Origin of the sequence: Nocardioides sp. cx-169 (assembly GCF_021083605.1) — a bacterium.
Taxonomy (GTDB): domain Bacteria; phylum Actinomycetota; class Actinomycetes; order Propionibacteriales; family Nocardioidaceae; genus Nocardioides.
The window spans coordinates 147,528-165,247 of sequence record NZ_JAJNRO010000002.1 but is presented as its reverse complement, the minus strand read 5'-3'; the positions used below and the strand labels follow the sequence as shown (position 1 = coordinate 165,247).

13 protein-coding genes are annotated in these 17,720 nt (G+C 74.6%); 6 read left to right on the top strand and 7 right to left on the bottom strand.

The window, feature by feature from the left end; all coding sequences use genetic code 11:
* Window positions 1–5 precede the first annotated feature (5 nt).
* Window positions 6–1,568, bottom strand: coding sequence for an adenylate/guanylate cyclase domain-containing protein (locus tag LRP67_RS01950; protein WP_231268462.1), 1,563 nt, complete (start codon window positions 1,566–1,568; stop codon window positions 6–8).
* A 73-nt stretch (window positions 1,569–1,641) separates the two neighbouring features.
* On the opposite strand from LRP67_RS01950, the gene LRP67_RS01945 reads away from it, so the two are divergent.
* Window positions 1,642–2,385: a lytic murein transglycosylase gene (locus tag LRP67_RS01945; protein ID WP_231268461.1), complete on the top strand. Its 744-nt coding sequence runs from the start codon at window positions 1,642–1,644 to the stop codon at window positions 2,383–2,385.
* Between the two features lie 89 nt (window positions 2,386–2,474).
* Here LRP67_RS01945 and LRP67_RS01940 read toward each other — a convergent pair whose 3' ends face one another.
* Complete coding sequence (locus tag LRP67_RS01940; protein ID WP_231268460.1) at window positions 2,475–3,377, bottom strand: sulfite exporter TauE/SafE family protein; 903 nt, start codon at window positions 3,375–3,377, stop codon at window positions 2,475–2,477.
* A gap of 342 nt (window positions 3,378–3,719) precedes the next feature.
* Between LRP67_RS01940 and LRP67_RS01935 the strand changes: the two genes are divergently transcribed.
* Together LRP67_RS01935 and LRP67_RS01930 are read left to right on the top strand one after the other, a co-directional pair.
* The gene (locus LRP67_RS01935) at window positions 3,720–4,211 is read left to right on the top strand and encodes a PGPGW domain-containing protein (RefSeq protein WP_231268459.1); all 492 of its coding nucleotides are present in this window, start codon (window positions 3,720–3,722) and stop codon (window positions 4,209–4,211) included.
* 33 nt (window positions 4,212–4,244) lie between these two features.
* Complete coding sequence (locus LRP67_RS01930) at window positions 4,245–5,231, top strand: alpha/beta hydrolase (RefSeq protein WP_231268458.1); 987 nt, start codon at window positions 4,245–4,247, stop codon at window positions 5,229–5,231.
* Between the two features lie 3 nt (window positions 5,232–5,234).
* Here the strand turns inward: LRP67_RS01930 and LRP67_RS01925 are convergent, their stop codons facing one another.
* The 5 genes from LRP67_RS01925 to LRP67_RS01905 form a co-directional block, all read right to left on the bottom strand.
* Window positions 5,235–5,954: an FAD-binding oxidoreductase gene (locus LRP67_RS01925; protein WP_231268457.1), complete on the bottom strand. Its 720-nt coding sequence runs from the start codon at window positions 5,952–5,954 to the stop codon at window positions 5,235–5,237.
* Entirely contained in the window at window positions 5,951–6,562 is a 612-nt protein-coding gene (locus tag LRP67_RS01920; protein ID WP_231268456.1) for a sulfite oxidase-like oxidoreductase, read from the bottom strand. Before LRP67_RS01920 ends, LRP67_RS01925 begins: the two co-directional genes overlap by 4 nt.
* Window positions 6,563–6,599: 37 nt before the next feature.
* Complete coding sequence (locus tag LRP67_RS01915; protein ID WP_231268455.1) at window positions 6,600–7,118, bottom strand: cupin domain-containing protein; 519 nt, start codon at window positions 7,116–7,118, stop codon at window positions 6,600–6,602.
* Window positions 7,119–7,172: 54 nt separating this feature from the next.
* Window positions 7,173–8,084, bottom strand: a complete 912-nt coding sequence (locus tag LRP67_RS01910; RefSeq protein WP_231268454.1) for an NAD(P)-dependent oxidoreductase — start codon at window positions 8,082–8,084, stop codon at window positions 7,173–7,175.
* Between the two features lie 66 nt (window positions 8,085–8,150).
* A complete protein-coding gene (locus tag LRP67_RS01905; RefSeq protein WP_231268453.1) occupies window positions 8,151–9,083 on the bottom strand; it encodes a hypothetical protein in 933 nt (310 codons plus the stop codon).
* Between the two features lie 161 nt (window positions 9,084–9,244).
* Between LRP67_RS01905 and recC the strand changes: the two genes are divergently transcribed.
* Genes recC through recD form a run of 3 tightly spaced genes read left to right on the top strand, consistent with a single transcriptional unit; the run spans window position 9,245 to window position 17,687 of the window.
* On the top strand, window positions 9,245–12,589 hold the full coding sequence (recC, locus tag LRP67_RS01900; RefSeq protein WP_231268452.1) for an exodeoxyribonuclease V subunit gamma: 3,345 nt from the start codon (window positions 9,245–9,247) through the stop codon (window positions 12,587–12,589).
* Window positions 12,586–15,930 (top strand): UvrD-helicase domain-containing protein, encoded by a 3,345-nt coding sequence (locus LRP67_RS01895; RefSeq protein ID WP_231268451.1) that lies wholly within the window; start codon window positions 12,586–12,588, stop codon window positions 15,928–15,930. Before recC ends, LRP67_RS01895 begins: the two co-directional genes overlap by 4 nt.
* Window positions 15,927–17,687 (top strand): exodeoxyribonuclease V subunit alpha, encoded by a 1,761-nt coding sequence (gene recD / locus LRP67_RS01890; protein WP_231268450.1) that lies wholly within the window; start codon window positions 15,927–15,929, stop codon window positions 17,685–17,687. Before LRP67_RS01895 ends, recD begins: the two co-directional genes overlap by 4 nt.
* Window positions 17,688–17,720: the final 33 nt, after the last annotated feature.

The window sequence follows — 17,720 nt, the reverse complement described above, 5'->3', positions numbered from 1 at the left end:
CGGGCTCAGGAGCGCGGGCAGGGCAACGCCAGCTCCGTCTCCTCGGGTCGCCCGCGCAGCAGCGCGCTGCCCTGCCGGCTCCACTGCGCCCCCTCCTCGCCCGCCGCCTCGACGGTGGCCCAGGTGGCGAGCAGCCGTCCGTCGACGCCCTTGGCGAGATCGGTCAGACGGGCGGCGGAGTTCACCGCGTCGCCGATGACGGTGTACTCGAAGCGCTCGCGGTGTCCGACGTTGCCGGCGACGACCTCCCCCGTCGCGACGCCGATCCCGGCCCCGATCTCCGGCACCTCGGCCGCCAGCCGCGCCGCCATTGCGCGCGCCGAGGCCAGTGCGGCGCCGGCGTGGTCGTCCAGCTCGACCGGCGCGCCGAAGATCGCGAGCACCGCGTCGCCGATGAACTTGTTGACGAGCCCGCCGTGGCGGTCGACCTCGTCCACGACGACGGCGAAGAAGCGGTTGAGCACCTGCACGACCTCGGCCGGTGAGTGCTCGGTGGCGTACGTCGTGGAGCCGACCAGGTCGACGAAGACCACGGTCACCGTCCGGGTCTCGCCGCCCAGCTCGACCTCGGCTTTCGCCGCGGCGTCCGCCACCACGCGACCGACGTGTCTGCCGAACATGTCGCGCAGGTGCTCGCGCTCGCGCAGTCCGTGGACCATCTCGTTGAAGCCCGCCTGCAGCAGCCCGAGCTCGGTGCCGTCGTAGACCGGCACTTCGCGGTCGAGGTCACCGCGCTCGACGTCGAGCAGGGCGTCGCGCACGGACAGGATCGGGGCGACGACCGAGCGCGCGTTGAGCACCGTGAGGAAGAACCCGAAGACCAGGATGACGCCGGCCAGCACGAGCGCCGTCACCGCCAGGCGGGTCAACGACGTGACGTCGTCGGTGAGCGCAACCACGGCGGCGACGACCAGGCCCACCACCGGTGCGCCGGTGCCGAGCCACCAGAAGAGCACCATCCGGCCGCCGACCCCCGCGCCCCGGGGGCGGCGCCTGCTGAGCGACGCACCGGCGAGGGCCCGGGCGGCCAGGGGGCGCAAGGTGAACTCCGTCAGCAGGTAGGCCACCCCGCAGGACACCAGCCCCGCGATGCCCACGGTCAGCCCGGTGCTCAGCGCCCTACTGGGCTGAAGCACCAGGGACAGCCCGGTGAACAGCACGGTGGCCACCAACCACATGAGCGCCTGCATCAGCGTCAGCCGCAGCGGCACGCGCAGCGCCTTGCGGCGGTCGTCGTCGTCGGGGGTGCTGTCGGTGGTCGCCCACCGCAGGGCCCGCAGCGTCGTCGCCGTACCGACCGCCGCGCCGACCAGCACCGCCGCCGCGACGTAGACCGGCACGGCGATCGCCAGCGACACCACCGTCGCGCGGGTGGGCTCGGGGGCGGGAACCACGAAGTAGGAGATCACGAACACCAGCGCCGCGCCGACGACGTTGGTGGTGACCAGCAGGGCGGTCAGCAGGACCTGCACCCGGATCCGCAGCGCCCTGGCGGACTGGTCGGCCGCCCCCAGGAGCCGCGAGCCGAACGGGTTGCGCCGGCGGGCGTCGGTGCGGCGCAGCGGCATGGGGCGGAGCCTAGTGCCGCAGCGGGCCGGGATGTCGTGGTCCCGGCAACGCCCACGCATACTGGTCGGCGTCATGTCCGGCCACCCACTGCGCAGCGCCCTGCTCCTCCTGGTGGCGCTGGGTGCCGTGGGCGCCGGGGGGTATGCCGTCCAGCAGTCCCTGTACGCCGGTCGCGAGCCGCTCGACCTGACCCCGGACGCCGTACTCGACGAGGCGCCGCCGCCGGCCACGGCCCCAGCCGCTCCGGCGAGCACGGTGCCGCTGATCGACGCGGCCTGGGTGAGCGCCACGGCGGCCCGTGCCGGGATCCCCGAGCCGGCCGTCCTCGCCTATGCGCGCGGCACCGTCCGCGTCGATCCCGACTGCGGGCTGGGCTGGACGACCCTGGCCGGCATCGGCTGGGTCGAGTCGCAGCACGGCGCCATCGGCGGCCGGCGGCTGCGGGCGGACGGCACCTCCTCCCGCAAGATCCTCGGCCCGGCGCTCGACGGTGACGGCGGGTTCGCCGCGATCCCGGCGACCGCCGAGTCGACGCGGTGGCACGGCGACCCCGACTGGGACCACGCCGTGGGGCCGCTGCAGTTCATCCCGTCGACCTGGGACGACTGGGCCTCCGACGGCGACGGCGACGGCCGGACCGATCCCAACGACATCGACGACGCGGCCTACGCCGCCGCCCGCTACCTGTGCCACGACGACGCCGACCTCACCACCGGCACCGGCTGGGCCCGCGGCGTCTTCTCCTACAACCACGCCCAGGCCTACGTCGACTCCGTCTACGCCGCGGCCACGTCCTACGCCTCCCGCACCAGCTGACCGGTCACAAACTCACGCAAGTCCCCGCTCACCCCTCAGGAACTTTCTGACGGGTCAGCGGGGAATCGGTGCAGGTTGGGACGGGTCGGTCAGGCGGGGACGCGCTCGCCCGCAGCCGTCTCCCGCTCGAGGGCGCGGGCGAGGCGCTCCTGGCGGACGGCCCACACGATGCCGCTGATCCAGAGCACCGCGATGGTCGCGGCGACGAGGACGACCGTGGTGGTGTCGGCGCCGAGGGTCTCCACGATGGTCTTGGAGTTGGTGAGCACGATCAGGCCGCCCGCCGCGACGCCGAGGACGCGGGCGGCGAGCTTCTTGACCAGCCAGGCCGCGATGGGGGCGGCGACGACGCCGCCGGCCAGCAGGGCCAGCGCGTAGGACCAGGGGATGTCCTCGGAGGCCAGCGCGAACAGGAAGCCCAGCGATCCGCCCACGGCCACCACGAACTCCGAGGTGTCGATCGAGCCGACCACCTTGCGCGGCTCGAGCCGGCCGGAGGAGAGCAACGTCGTGGTCCCGACGGGTCCCCAGCCGCCGCCGCCGATGGCGTCCAGCGCGCCGCCGACCAGGCCCATGGGGGCCAGCATGCGGGCCGACGGCCGGCTCTTGAACGTGGGTCGTCGGCCGCCGAGCACCAGGAAGCGCCAGATGACGTAGAGACCCAGGCAGAGCAGGATCCCGGCGACCCACGGCTTCGCGGCGTCGCCGTCGAGGTTGGACAGGAGCGTCGCTCCGGCGAAGGCGCCGACGAAGCCGGGCACGGCCAGGATCGACACGGTGCGCCAGTCGACGTTGCCGAGCTTGTGGTGCGAGAAGCCGGAGACCAGGGAGGTCCCGATCTCCGAGAAGTGGACGGCGGCGGAGGCGGAGGCCGGAGCGAGGCCCGCCGCGAGCAGCAGCGTCGAGGAGGTGACGCCGTAGGCCATCCCCAGCGAGCCGTCGATGAGCTGGGCCAGGAGTCCGACGAACCCGAGGACGATGAGCTTGCGCATGCGGTGCACCTTCCGGCTGTTCGGACCCTGCACCTGGCCCGACGTAGTCGACTGTGATTCAGTAATGGACTGAATTACTAGAGATTATGCAGTGACGCGACTGGATCGTCCAGTCGTCGGCGCGTCGCCGCGCCGGGGGGACGCCGAGTACGTCGAGCACGCCTACGACACCTTCCGGGACCGCGACGCGGGATGACCCTGCGCTGGGCCGAGGTCGCCGAGGCTCACGGCACCCTGTCGGAGCAGGGCCGCGCGTACGTCGCGACGTACGGCTGATCCCGGACACGACGCGAATCGGGGCATCCCGGACGCCGCGTTGACCTCGTCTGGGATGCTCAGGGGATGAGAACGGCGGCGAAGCGGATCGGGCTGGAGACAGTCGGCTGGGTGTTGGTCGTGGCCGGCATCGCGGCGCTGGTGCTGCCGGGCCCCGGCCTGCTCATGGTCTTCGGCGGTCTGGCGATCCTCTCCCAGCAGTACGAGTGGGCCGAGCGGCGCCTCGCACCGATCAAGTTCCGCGCGCTCAAGGGCGCCGCGGAGAGCGTCGAGACCCTCCCCCGGATCGTCATCTCCATCATCGGCGTCCTGGTCCTGCTCGCCGCCGGCGGGCTGTGGATCCTCAGCCCACCCTCCCCCGGGTGGTGGCCGCTGGGCGACCGCTGGTGGCTGCCGGGCGGCTGGGCCACCGCGGTCACCCAGATCGTGTCGGCGTTCATCGCGCTGGGGCTGATCGTCTACAGCTACCGCCGCTTCCACGGCGATCCCGACGCCGTCGCCCGGCTCGAGGAGGACCGGGAGCGAGCCGATGCCGACGCCCGGTGGAGCGACGACTGACCCGGCTACCAGGGCGCTGGGACAATAGGGGTCATGACCAAGCTCAGGCTGCCGCCGGGCGTGCGTGCCATCGACCGGCTGATGAAGGCGAACAAGAACTTCTCGATCGAGCGCATGGACGAGCGCGCGCTGGAGCGCGCTCAGACGACGGTCATCCCCGACGCCGGCCTCGGTGCGATCCTCGCCGGCCTGGTCATCGGGCGAGCGCGGGCGGGCGTCACGATCGCCACCAGCTCGTTCCCGGCCGAGCACGGTGAGGTTCCCCTGCGGGTCTACACCCCCGACGCCTCCGGCGGTCCCCGCCCGGTGGTGGTGAACTTCCACGGTGGCGGGTTCGCGCTCGGCAGCTCGCGGCAGGGCGACTGGATCTGCTCGACCGTCGCCGCCGACCTGGACGCCGTCGTCGTGTCCGTCGACTACCGGCTCGCGCCCACCCACCGCTTCCCGGCCGCTGTGGAGGACTGCTACGACGCCCTGGTGTGGACCGCCGCGCACGCCGACGAGCTGGGCGGCGACCCCGAGCGGATCGGGCTCATGGGCGACAGCGCCGGCGGGAACCTGGCCGCCGTCGTGGCGATCATGGCCCGCGACGAGGGCGGGCCGCGGGTCCTGCACCAGAGCCTGATCTACCCCGCGACGGACCTGACCGAAGGGCTGCGCGAGCACGAGTCGTACCTCGCCAACACGCGCGGGATCGTCCTGAGCAACGCCGACCTGGAGATCTTTCGCGCGTTCTACCTCACCGAGGACGACGACCCCTCCGACTGGCGCCTCTCGCCGCTGCACTCCAAGGACCTCTCCGGCCTGCCGCCGGCCGTCGTGGTGGTCGCGGGGCTGGACCCGCTGCACGACGCCGGAGTCCGCTACGCCGAGGCGCTCGTGGCGGCCGGGGTGCACGCCCGGGTGGAGGACTTCCACGTGATGCCGCACGGCTTCCTCGGCTTCCCGTACTTCAGCCGCGGTGCGAAGCCGGCCATGGCCGCGATCGTCGCCTCCCAGCGGGAGGCGCTGGCGCGGTGACCCTCAGCCCGTAGCGCCGAACTGCTCCACGCGGATCGTGTCGGCGCGCACCCCGACCTCGCCGAGCAGCCGGGTGGCGAAGGACGCGAAGCCGACCGAACCGCAGACGTAGGCCCGCTCCACGCCCTCGGCGAGGGGCGCGACCTCCTCGGGGTACGGCGGAGCGGCCACCCGGTCCCCGAGGTTCTCGCGGGTGAGCGCGACGAACGCGCCGGCCTCCAGCAGCTCGGCAGCGTAGGGGAGCTCGGCCAGGGTGCGCCCCACGGCGACCACCCGGAGCCGGTCGGCGAGCTGGTGGGTCCGCGCATGGCGCAGCATCGAGACGACCGGCACCACGCCGGTGCCGCCGACGACGCACAACGCGGTCGCCTCGCCGGCCCACGTGAACCAGCCGCCGATCGGGCCGCGCAGCTCGAAGACGTCGCCCACCTCCGCCACGTCGTGCAGGTGCCCGGAGACCTCGCCGCCGGGCAGGCACTCGACCATCAGCTCCAGGAGCGGGTCGCCGGGCGCGGACGCCACCGAGTACGAGCGCTGCGCGGTGTAGCCGTCGGCGGCCCGCAGCCGCAGCACGTAGTGCTGGCCGGGGAGGTGGTCGATCCGGTCCGCGACCTCCAGGCGCAGTCGGACCAGCCGGTCGCCGATCCGCTCCAGCTCGACGACCGCGCCCGTCGTCCAGTGGCCCACCGGCGCGGGGCCGGTGGGCAGGGGAGCGGTGCTCACGGGTCGCCCTGGTAGCGCTGCTCCAGCCACGGGTCGCCGCGGTCGTGGTAGCCGTTCTGCTCCCAGAAGCCCGGCCGGTCGCGGGTCATCAGCTCCAGCCGGTCGACCCACTTGGCGGACTTCCAGAAGTACAGGTGCGGCACCAGCAGGCGCACCGGCCCGCCGTGCTCCGCGGCCAGCGGGCGACCGTCGTACTCCCAGACCAGCCAGGCCCTCCCGCCCGTGACGTCGGCCAAGGGGAGATTGGTCGTGTAGCCCGTCGAGGAGTGCGCCATGACGTAGCCCGCCTCCGGGCGCGGCCCGGCCAGCTCGAGGAGGGTGTCGACGCTGAGGCCGGTGAACGTCGTGTCCAGCATCGACCACGTGGTCACGCAGTGGATGTCGCCGACGTACGACGAGCCCGGCAGCGCGTGCGCCTCGCGCCAGCTCCACGTATGGGGGCGCTCGACGGCGCCGTCGACGGTGATCGCCCAGTCCTCCGGCGAGATCTGCGGCTGGGCCTCTGCGGTGAGCACCGGCCAGTCGCGCCCGGTGTCGTACTGACCGGGCGGCAAGCGCTCCGGTCGGCCTCGCCGGTTGCCGCCTCCGAAGCCGCGTGTCACTGGCATGGGCCCAGACTGCCAGGTCCCGGCAGCTGCGGTGGGATCAGTCGGGGATGGCGGCGGAGGTGCCGGTGCGGAACAGCGTGGAGATGTAGAGGACGACCGGGGTCGTGCCGCGGTTGGCGGCGTGGTGGGTCATGTTCGGCTGCTCGACGATCCACTGGCCGGCGCGCAGGCGCGCGGTCTGGCCGGCCGCGATCCGCCGTACGACCCGGGGGTCGTCGGACGGCCCGGTGCGGACGGCGGTGGACGAGGTCTCGACCGTGTAGGTCAGGACCCCGGACTCGACGTAGGAGATCTGGGTGCCGGGGTGGTGGTGGCTGGCGAGCTCGGCGCCCGGCATCACGGTGACCCGATTGAGCCCCAGGGTGCGGTCGGCCGAGCCGCGCGGTGCGCGGTCCTCGGCGAGCAGCTCGCGCACGACGACGACCGGGGCGGCGGCCCGGTCTGCTGGGTCGGTCCGGTCCGCCTGGTCGGCGGAGGCGCTCCAGCCGACACCCACCCCGGAGGCGACGAGAGCTACGGCGGCGGCGGGGACGAGCAGGGTCCTGGTGAGGGTCATGCGTCGCAACCTAGCGCCGTACGGCGCTCGGTCGTGGCGCTTCACACGGATCGCTCAGGCGCGCAGGCCCGCCTCGATCTCGGCGAGCGCGGTGGGAAGGCCGATGGCGGGGTGCCAGCCCCAGGCGCGGGCGCGCTCGGCGGAGATGTGCCCGGTCCACGCAGGGCGGTCGTCCCACACCGGCTCGACGCCGACGGCGCGGGCGACGGTCTCGAAGTACTCGCGCTGCTGCGCGGGTTCGGCGGCGACGTTGACGGCGGTGAAGCCGCCCGGGACGGGTCCGGCCTGCGGGTCGTCCGCGGTGGCCACCGCGCCGGTGGCCAGGTCGGCGGCGAAGGCGGCGAGGTCGTCGACGTGCACCCACGACAGGGTCGCCTCGGGCACGGTGTGGCGCGCCCGCTCATCGCTGCGGATCGCCGCCGGGCGCTTGGTGTTCCAGGTCGAGGTCTCGCCGGCGCCGAACACCTGCGGAGGCCGCAGCACCACCCGCGTGATGCCCTCGATCCCGGCGAGGGCGGCGTCGGCGTCGCGCTTGGTGAGCGGGTACGCAGCCGCGGTGTCCGGGACCAGCGGCGCGGACTCGTCGACGACGAAGTCGCCGGGCTCGCGGTCGTAGACGGCGGCGGTGGAGACGTGCACGAACCTCTCGACCCCAGCGTCGGCGGCGACCCGCGCGAGCGTCGCGGTCCCCTCGACCCCGATGCGTCGCTGGGTCTCCAGGTCGCTGCCCATGGGGTGCACGGTGGAGACGACCGCGGCCGCGCCCTCGACGACCGAGGCCGCGAAGGCCGGCTCGTCGAACTCGCCGACCCACTCCTCCACCCCGACCCGCTCCGGCGCCGCACCCGCGCGCCGTACGACGGCCCGGACGGTGGCACCGCGCTCGACGAGGGCCGCGACGACGCGGGACCCGACCAGGCCGTTGGCGCCGGTGACGACGATGGGCGCGCTGCTGGGTGTGGTCATTCTCCCACCTTGACAGGACGGTGGCTGGCCGCGCCGCGCTCGTCTCAGTGGCTAGTAGGAGCCATGTCAGCGCCGCTTGCGCAGGGTGACCGACGTCGTCACGGAGCGGGCGGCGCCGCCGTTGGGGCGGTAGGTGACCTTGACCCGGACGGTGACGCGTCCCTTGCGCAGCAGGGTGCGGCGAGCCGCGCCTCGCGCGACGACGGGCAGGGAGAGCGTGCGGGCTCTCGCGGAGTCCAGGGAGACCGGCGCGACGCCGCGGCCGGCGAGGGTCGTCGTACCCACGCCGGGGACGGTGGCCGGGAGCACGGCGGTACCCGCAGCACGGTTGCCCTTGGCGGCGCCCAGGCGCAGCGTGTTGGGCGGCGCACGGAGCCCGAACCGGACGTCGTCGATCGCCTCGTTGGCGGCGGATCCGTTGGCCATGATCTGGACGTGGTCGATGAGCCGGTCCGCGGTGATCCCCACGAACCGCATCGCGCTCAGCACCGGGCAGTCGACGGTCAGCTGCGTCGCCGCGCTGAGGTCGACGTAGCTCACCGTGAGGACACAGGTCCCGCCCGCGAGGGTGCCGAGCCGGAACCCCACGGTGTCCACCGGGCTGGTGAAGTCGAGAACCAGCTCGTCGTCGGTGGCGTTGGCCAGCACGGCCGTCGAGGAGAGGCTCTGGTAGCCCGCCGCCCCGAGGGCCATGGTGAAGGTGGCGCCATCGCCGTCGACAACGCGGTAGCGCACCCCGGGGGTGAGCGTCCCGGCCGCGTAGCACTGGTCCGTGGTCGCCGCGGAGAGGACGTCGCTGCCGCAGTCCTTGACCCCGGAGGCGACCTTGGAGCCCTCGAAGTCCTCGCGCGCCAGGGTCGGATAGGCCAGCAGGAAGGTGTGCTCCGCGGCGGCGATGCTCGCCGTCCCCGCGCGGGCCGGCGCGGCGGGCGCGGCCAGCGCCGTACCGACGGCGAGCAGCACGGCGAGGCCGGGTCGGGTGAGGCGGGATCGGGGCATGGCGCTCTCCTGGGCCGGGTCCCGCTGCCCTGAGGGTGGCCTCGGGTCGTCATCACGCTGCCACCCGCGGGCGCCGTGCGCCATGGCCCCGATGGGTCATCCGGGTCTCCATCCACCCGCCGCCCCACCCCCGTCGGCGCTCCGCACTAGGGTCGGCGACGATGACGCTCCACCTGCACCGCGCGCCGCGCACCGACGAGCTCGCCGACGCGCTCGGCGGGCTGCTGGCCGACCCGCTGGCCGACCCGTTCGCGCAGGAGGTCGTGGTGGTGCCGGCGAAGGGCGTGGAGCGGTGGCTGACACAGCGCCTCAGCCACCGCCTCGGGGCGGGGCCCCGCGGCGGTGACGGCGTCTGCGCCGGGGTGCGGTTCCTCAACCCGCGCTCGCTGGTGAGCATGCTGCTCGACCGCGAGCGTGACGACCTGTGGGACCCCGACCGCCTGGTCTGGCCGCTGCTGGCCACCATCGACGACAGCCTCGACCAGCCCTGGTGCGCCACCCTCGCCGCCCACCTCGGCCACGGCCTCGACGGCGACGAGGGGATCCTGCGCCGCAACCGCCGCTACTCGGTCGCCCGCCGACTCGCCGGACTCTTCGCGTCGTACGCCGTCCAGCGACCCACGCTCGTCACCGACTGGCGCGAGGGCCGCGACGCCGACGGCGCGGGCGGCCCGCTGGCCCCCGACCTGGTCTGGCAGGCGCACCTGTGGCGCGCGTTGCTCGAGCGCACCGGGGTCGAGCCGCCCGACGTCCGCCACGCGCGGGCGCTCGACCTGCTGCGCGCCGGCGGCGACGGGCTTGACCTCCCGGACCGGCTGAGCCTCTTCGGCCACACCCGGCTGCCGGTGAGCGAGGTCGCGCTGCTCGGCGCGCTGGGCGAGCACCGCGACGTCCACCTCTGGCTGCCCCAGCCCTCGCCCGTGCTGTGGGACGCGCTCGCGGGGGTGGGCGCGGTGACCGCGCGCGACGACGACACCTCGGCCGAGCTCGTGGGCCACCCGCTGCTGGCCTCGCTGGGCCGCGACACCCGCGAGCTGCGTCGCACGCTCGCCGAGGTCGACACCGACGACCACCCGATCGCCACGAGCGCGCCGGCGCCGACCACGCTGCTCGGCCACCTGCAGCACGACCTGCGCGCCAACCACGCGCCCACGCCCGAGGAGCGCGCGCGACGCATCCACGACCCCGCCGACCGCAGCCTGCAGGTGCACTCCTGCCACGGTGCGGCGCGCCAGGTCGACGTGCTGCGCGAGGTGCTGGTCGGGCTGCTCGCCGACGACCCGACCCTCGAGCCGCGCGACATCCTCGTGATGTGCCCCGACATCGAGACCTACGCGCCGCTGATCTCGGCCGGGTTCGGGCTGGCCGACGTGGTGGACGACGGGGAGGGCGGCGGACACCCGGCCCACCGGCTCCGGGTCAGGCTGGCCGACCGCGCGCTGACCAGCACCAACCCGCTCCTGGCCGTCGCCGCCACCCTGGTGGACCTGGCCGACGGCCGGGTGCGCGCCTCGGAGGTGCTCGACCTGGCCAGCACCCCGGCGGTGCGGGTGCGGTTCGGGTTCAGCGACGACGACCTCGACCGGATCACTCGCTGGGTGGGCCAGGCCGGCATCCGCTGGGGCCTCGACGCCGAGCAGCGCGGACGCTTCGCCATGCAGGGCTTCGCCCACAACACCTGGCGCGCTGGGCTCGACCGGGTGCTGCTCGGTGTCGCGATGAGCGGTGACGACCACCGTCACCTCGGGCGCGGCCTGCCCGTCGACGACGTCGGCAGCGGCGACATCGACCTCGTCGGCCGACTCACCGAGATGGTCGACCGGCTCGCGGCCTGCGTCACGCAGCTCGGGCGGGCCACGGACGTCGACACCTGGATGCGGGTGCTCGCCGACGGCGTACGCGGGCTCACCGAGGTCGCCGCCGACGACGGCTGGCAGGTGCCGCAGCTCGAGCGGGAGCTGGCCCGCGCCGCCGCGTCCAGCGACGAGGGGCGCGCCGTTGCGCTGCGCCTGGCCGACGTGCGCGCGCTGCTGCAGTCGCGCCTGGGCGGGCGCCCCACGCGCGCCAACTTCCGCACCGGCACGCTCACCGTGTGCACGATGGTGCCGATGCGCTCGGTGCCCCACCGGGTCGTCTGCCTGGTCGGGCTCGACGATGGCGTCTTCCCGCGGGTCACCGTCGACGACGGCGACGACGCCCTGGCCCGTCGCCCGCTCACCGGCGAGCGCGACGCGCGCAGCGAGGACCGCCAACTGCTGCTCGACGCGCTGCTCGCCGCCACCGAGACCGTCGTCATCACCTACTCCGGCGCCAACGAGCACTCCGGCGCCGAGCGCCCGCCCGCCGTCCCCCTCGGCGAGATCCTCGACGCCGCCGACCGCACGACGTCCGCGCCCGTGCGCGACCGGATCCACAGCGTCCACCCGCTGCAGCCCTACGACCCGCGCAACCTGCAGCCCGGGCGCCTGGCCGTCGGCGACGACGCCCGTCCGTTCAGTTTCGACCGGGCCGCCCTGGGCGGTGCCCGGGCGCTGGTCACCGAGCGCCGGCCGGTGCCGCCGCTGCTCGACGCCCCCCTGGCCGAGCGGCCGGCCGAGGACGTGTCGTTGGCCGATCTCAAGGCGTTCTTCACCCATCCCGTGCGGTCCTTCCTGCGCCAGCGCCTGGAGATCTCGACGCCTCTGGAGCCCGACGAGCTGAGCGACGCGATCCCGGTCGAGCTCGACAACCTCGAGCTCTGGCAGGTCGGCGACCACCTCCTGCGCGAGGTGCTGGCCGGCCAGGACCCGACCGCCGTCATGACCGCCGAGCAGCTCCGCGGCACCCTCCCGCCCGGCGTGCTCGGCTCGGGCGAGCTCCGGAAGGTCGTCGAGGAGTCCCAGCGGCTGTTCACCCGCACCGCCGACCTGCGCGCCGGCACGCCCCGGTCCGTCGACGTCGACGTCGAGCTCGGCGGCGACCGGCGGCTGTCCGGCACGGTGTCGGGCGTCTACGGCGCCAAGCTGGTCTCCCTGGGCTACTCCCGCCTCAAGCCCCGCCAGCGACTGCTCTCCTGGATCGACCTGCTGGCGCTGAGCGCCTCGCGCCCCGACGAGAGCTACACCGCCCACGCCGTCGGCCGCGAGCGGGCCGGGCCGCGCCGGGCCCTCGCCGGACCGCTCGACCACCGCGCCGCCGAGCACCTGCGCACCCTCGTCGCGCTGCGCGACCTCGGCCTGCGCTCCCCGCTGCCGCTGCCCATCGCCACCGGCGCCGCCTGGGCCGAGGGTCGGGCCCGTCAGCTGCAGGGCGACGACGTCGCGCCGGAGTCGCTGGCTCGCAAGGCGTGGGAGACCGACCCCCACCACACCTTCGGCATCGAGGGCGAGGACGCCGACCCGCACCACGTGCGCACCTACGGCCGCGACGCGACGCTCGAGGTGCTGCTCGAGGCCGGCCTGGCGACGTACGCCTGGCAGGTCTGGGAGCCGCTCCTCACCGGTGGCGAGAGGGTGGGTCCGCTATGACCGAGCAGCTGCCGCCGTTCCACATCACCGCCGACCTGCCGCAGGTCGGCACCACGCTGCTCGAGGCCAGCGCCGGCACCGGCAAGACCTGGACGATCGGCGCCCTGGTCACCCGGTACGTCGCCGAGGGCGTCGCCGGGCTGGACGAGATGCTCGTGGTGACGTTCGGTCGCGCCGCCAGCCAGGAGCTGCGCGAGCGGGTGCGCGCCCAGCTCGTCGAGGCCGAGCTGGCCCTCGACGGCGACCCCGCGGTCGACCCGTCGGTCTCCGACCTGCTCCGGCTGATCCTGGACTGCGACGACGCCGAGCGCGCCCGGCGCCACCAGCGCGTCGTCGACGCCCTGGTCGGCTTCGACGCCGCGACCATCGCCACCACCCACCAGTTCTGCTCGATGGTGCTGAGCTCGCTCGGCGTCGCCGGCGACACCGACGCCCGCGCCCGCCTGGTGGAGGACCTCGACGACCTGGTGTCCGAGGTCGTCGACGACCTGTACCTGCGGGCCTTCGCGTTCTCCGAGGACCGTCCGGCCTTCAGCCACACCGAGGCGATGGCGATCGCGCGAGCGGTCGTGCGGGACCCGCAGGCCCACCTCGAGCCGGCCGCCGACGACCGCGCCACGCCGGCCGGTCGCCGCGTCTCGTTCGCGCTCAAGGTGCGTGAGGAGCTTGAGGTGCGCAAGCGGCGGCTCGGCATCCTCTCCTACGACGACCTGCTCGAGCAGCTCGCCCAGGCGCTCGAGCCGGCCGACTCGCCTGCCCGCGTGCGCATGCGGGAGCGCTGGCGGGTCGTGCTGGTCGACGAGTTCCAGGACACCGACCCGGTCCAGTGGCAGGTCCTCGACCGCGCGTTCACCGGCGTCGCCACAATGGTGCTGATCGGCGACCCGAAGCAGGCGATCTACGCGTTCCGCGGCGGCGATGTCACGACCTATCTCGCCGCGGCCGCGACCGCCACCACGCGGCAGACGCTCGGGGTCAACCGCCGCACCGACGCCGGTCTGCTGACCGCCTCGCAGCGGCTGCTGCTCGGGGCCGAGCTCGGCGACGACCGGATCGTGGTGCGCCCGGTCGAGGCCCACTACGACGAGAGCCGGTTGACCGGCGCGCCGTCGTCCTCCCCGTTCCGGCTGCGCGTCGTACGGCGTGACACGTTCGGACGCGGAGCCAACGCCACGCTCGCGGTCGCCGACGTCCGGCCGCACATCGCCCGCGACCTGGCCCTCGACGTACGCCGCCTGCTCGCCGCCGGAGCCACCTTCGCCGGCCGCCCGCTCGAGCCCGCGGACGTCGCGGTCATCTGCTACCGCCACGCCGACCTGGCCGAGTCCCAGCGGGCGCTGCACGCGGTCGGCGTCCCAGCCGTGATCGCCGGTGGCGGCAGCGTCTTCGCGACGCCGGCCGCCGTGGAGTGGCTGACCCTCCTGGAGGCGCTCGAGCAGCCGCACCGCTCGCCTCGGGTGCGCGCCGCCGCGCTCACCTGCTTCCTGGGCCGCACCGCCGCCGAGCTCGACCAGGGCGGCGACGCCCTCACCGACGAGCTCAGCGAGATCCTGCGCGGCTGGGTGGAGCTGGTCCCGCGCCGTGGCATCGCCGCGGTCATGGAGGCCGCCTCCGCCGGGGGGCTGCCCGCACGCGTGCTCGCCGAGGTCGGCGGCGAGCGACGGCTCACCGACCTGCGCCACCTCGGCGAGGCCCTGCACGAGGTCGCCACCACCGAGCGCCTCGGTGTGGTCTCGTTGCTCGCCTGGCTCCGGGCGCGGGTGGCCGAGGGCCGCGGGGGTCGGGGCCAGGAGCGCACCCGCCGCCTGGACTCCGATGCCGCGGCCGTGCAGCTGGTGACGATCCACGCGAGCAAGGGCCTGGAGTACCCCGTCGTCTACCTGCCCTCCCTGGCCGACCGGTTCGTGCCCAAGCCAACCCGGCCGCTGTTCCACGACCCCGACGGCCGGCGCTGCCTGGACGTCGGGGCCGGCGGCTCCGGGTGGACCGAGCACGTGCGTCGCTGGGCCGACGAGGAGGCCGGCGAGTGGCTCCGGCTGCTCTACGTCGCCCTCACCCGCGCGCAGTCGCAGGTCGTGTGCTGGTGGGCGCCGACCAAGAACGCCGCCGCGTCGCCGCTGCACCGACTGCTGATGCGCGACCCGGGAGCCGACCTCGGAGCCGGGCTGGTGCCGGAGACGCCGCCGGTGCCGTCTGACGAGGCCGTCGTCGGGCTGTTCTCGGCGTGGCGGGACCGCGGTGGGCCGGTGCCGGAGGCCGCCCTCCACGCCGATCCCGGACCCGACCCGGTGCTGCCGGCCGTCGGCGACCTGGCCGTGCGCACGTTCGACCGCGAGGTCGACACCGAGTGGCGGCGCACGTCGTACTCCGCGCTGAGCAACGTCGAGGCGGCGCCGGCGGCGGGCGTGGCCAGCGAGCCCGAGGTGGAGGCCAAGGACGACGAGGACGTCGAGGCCCTCCCGGAGGCCGCCGCGGGGGCGGGTGGCGGGGTGCCGTCGCCGATGGCGGGCCTGCCGGTCGGTGCGACGTTCGGCTCGTTGGTGCACGGCGTGCTGGAGCACCTCGACCCCGACGCGCCGGACCTGCGCGCGGAGATCCTCGAGCACCTCGACGAGCAGCTCGTCTGGTGGCCGGTCGAGCTGGACCGTGACGAGCTCGCCGACGCCCTCGTCGCGGTGTGCGACTCGCCGCTCGGGTCCCTGGCCGGAGGCACGACGCTGCGGCGCATCCCGCTGCGCGACCGGCTGCGCGAGCTCGACTTCGAGCTGCCGCTGTCGGGGGGCGACCTCGCGGCGGAGGGCGAGCGGGGGGCCCGACTCGCCGACCTCGCCCCGCTGCTGGTGCGCCACCTGCCCGAGGGCGACCCGGTGCGCGGCTACGCCGACGCGCTCGAGGTCCCGGCGCTGGGCGAGCAGTCGTTGCGCGGCTACCTGACGGGCTCCGTCGACGTCGTACTCCGGCTCGGCGACGCCGAGGACCCGCGCTACCTGATCGTCGACTACAAGACCAACTGGCTGGGCCCGCGCGACCTCCCGCTGACCGCCCACTCCTACCGGCCGGAGGCGCTCGACGCCGCCATGGCCCACTCCGACTACCCCTTGCAGGCCCTGCTGTACGCCGCCGTCCTCCACCGCTTCCTGCGCTGGCGACAGCCCGGCTACGACCCGCAGCGCCATCTCGGCGGCGTCCTCTACCTCTACCTGCGCGGCATGTGCGGCCCCGAGACCCCGCTGGTCGACGGGGAGCCGTGCGGGATCTTCAGCTGGCGTCCGCCGGTGGCGCTGGTCGAGGAGCTCTCCGACCTGCTCGACGGCGTCGTCGCCCCGGGGGCGAGGCCATGACCGAGCTCTTCGAGCCCGCCCCTTACGACCGGCGCCTCGCGCTCGCCGCGGCCGGGCTGGTGGCCTCCTTCAACGTGGCCGGCGTCCTGGAGGCAGGCGACGTGCACGTCGCGCTGCGCGTCGGCGACCTCGGCGGCGAGTCCGACGAGCGGGTGCTGCTCGCGGTCGCCCTGGCCGTGCGCGCCGTGCGATCCGGGTCCGTCTGCGTTGACCTCACCACCGTCGCCGCCTTGGCCCCCGAGCTCCCCTGGCCGACGGCCCAGGACTGGACGGCGGCGGTGGCCGCCTCGCCGTTGGTGGCGGCCGGTGCGATCCGGATCGAGGACGCGCTGGTCTACCTCGACCGCTACCACCGCCTGGAGACCCAGGTCGGCGAGGACCTGCTCGCCCGCGTCGCCGCGAGCGCGCCGCTGGTGGCGCAGGAGGCCCTGGCGTCCGCGCTCGCGCGCGTCCGGGGCGAGCACCTCAGCGCTGCCCAGGAGGCCGCGTCCGTGGCCGCGGTCCGGCAGTGGACGACCGTCCTCACCGGCGGCCCCGGCACCGGCAAGACCACCACCGTGGCCAGGATGCTGGTGCTCCTCGCCGACCAGGCCGCCGCTCTGGGCGAGCGCTTCTCGGTGGCGCTCGCGGCCCCCACCGGCAAGGCCGCGACCCGCCTCCAGGAGGCGGTGCTCGGCGAGCTCGCCCTGCTGGACCCGAAGGACCGCGAGCGCGTCGGTCGCCCCGAGGCGATGACGCTGCACCGGCTGCTCGGCTGGCGCCCCGACAACGCCACGCGCTTCCGCCACGACCGCGGCAACCGGCTGAAGTACGACGTGGTCGTGGTCGACGAGTGCTCGATGGTCGAGCTCACGATGATGGGCCGGCTGCTGGAGGCGGTGCGTCCGCAGGCCCGGCTGGTCCTGGTGGGCGACCCGCGCCAGCTCACCTCGGTCGGGGCCGGCGCGGTGCTGGCCGACGTGGTCCGAGGCTTCGAGGGCCACCCCGGCTCGCCGGTCGTGTCCCTGACCGAGAACTACCGCTCCACCGAGGACATCAAGGACCTCGCCGAGGCACTGCGCGTGGGCGACGCCGACGAGGTGCTGGCGACCTTGCGCCGTGCGAGCGAGGAGGTGGAGTTCGTCGAGACCGACGAGCCGGCCGAGGCCCTGCGCGCCGATGCGCTCGACGCGGCCCTGGAGATCCGCGCCGCCGCGGAGGCCGGCGACCACGAGCGGGCGCTCGCGGCGCTCGACCGCCACCGTCTGCTGTGCGCCCACCGCGAGGGGCCCTACGGCGTCCGCCACTGGAACCGCACCGTCGAGCGCTGGGTCGCCGAGGAGACCGGGCAGCCGATCTACACCGCCTGGTACGTCGGTCGCCCGGTGCTGGTGACGACCAACGACTACGCGCTGGGCGTCTACAACGGCGAGACCGGCGTGGCGGTGGCGCAGCCCGACGGGCGCCTGCGGGTGTGGGTCGCGGGCTCGGAGTCGGTGCGCGACCTGGCCCCGGGGCGGCTCGAGGCGATCGAGACCATGCACGCGATGACGATCCACAAGAGCCAGGGCAGCCAGGCCGAGCGGGTCACGGTGCTGCTCCCCGAGGCCGGGTCGCGGCTGCTGACGCGCGAGCTCTTCTACACCGCGGTGACCCGGGCCCAGCGGCAGGTGCGGGTGGTCGGCACGGAGGCCGCCGTACGCGCCGCGGTCGAGACGCAGGCCCAGCGCGCCACGGGGCTGCGCCAGCGCCTGCTCGCGGCTCGCTCCGCGGACTGAGAAGCCGAAACGGGACCGCAACACCCGCGGGTT

Bases quoted from the DNA above. Each gene is read 5' to 3' on its own strand.
- LRP67_RS01945 (WP_231268461.1), top strand. From the start codon at position 1,642: ATGTCCGGCCACCCACTGCGCAGCGCCCTGCTCCTCCTGGTGGCGCTG.
- LRP67_RS01915 (WP_231268455.1), bottom strand. From the start codon at position 7,118: ATGACCCTCACCAGGACCCTGCTCGTCCCCGCCGCCGCCGTAGCTCTC.
- LRP67_RS01905 (WP_231268453.1), bottom strand. From the start codon at position 9,083: ATGCCCCGATCCCGCCTCACCCGACCCGGCCTCGCCGTGCTGCTCGCC.
- LRP67_RS01950 (WP_231268462.1), bottom strand. From the start codon at position 1,568: ATGCCGCTGCGCCGCACCGACGCCCGCCGGCGCAACCCGTTCGGCTCG.
- recD (WP_231268450.1), top strand. From the start codon at position 15,927: ATGACCGAGCTCTTCGAGCCCGCCCCTTACGACCGGCGCCTCGCGCTC.
- recC (WP_231268452.1), top strand. From the start codon at position 9,245: ATGACGCTCCACCTGCACCGCGCGCCGCGCACCGACGAGCTCGCCGAC.
- LRP67_RS01895 (WP_231268451.1), top strand. From the start codon at position 12,586: ATGACCGAGCAGCTGCCGCCGTTCCACATCACCGCCGACCTGCCGCAG.
- LRP67_RS01940 (WP_231268460.1), bottom strand. From the start codon at position 3,377: ATGCGCAAGCTCATCGTCCTCGGGTTCGTCGGACTCCTGGCCCAGCTC.
- LRP67_RS01910 (WP_231268454.1), bottom strand. From the start codon at position 8,084: ATGACCACACCCAGCAGCGCGCCCATCGTCGTCACCGGCGCCAACGGC.
- LRP67_RS01930 (WP_231268458.1), top strand. From the start codon at position 4,245: ATGACCAAGCTCAGGCTGCCGCCGGGCGTGCGTGCCATCGACCGGCTG.
- LRP67_RS01920 (WP_231268456.1), bottom strand. From the start codon at position 6,562: ATGCCAGTGACACGCGGCTTCGGAGGCGGCAACCGGCGAGGCCGACCG.
- LRP67_RS01935 (WP_231268459.1), top strand. From the start codon at position 3,720: ATGAGAACGGCGGCGAAGCGGATCGGGCTGGAGACAGTCGGCTGGGTG.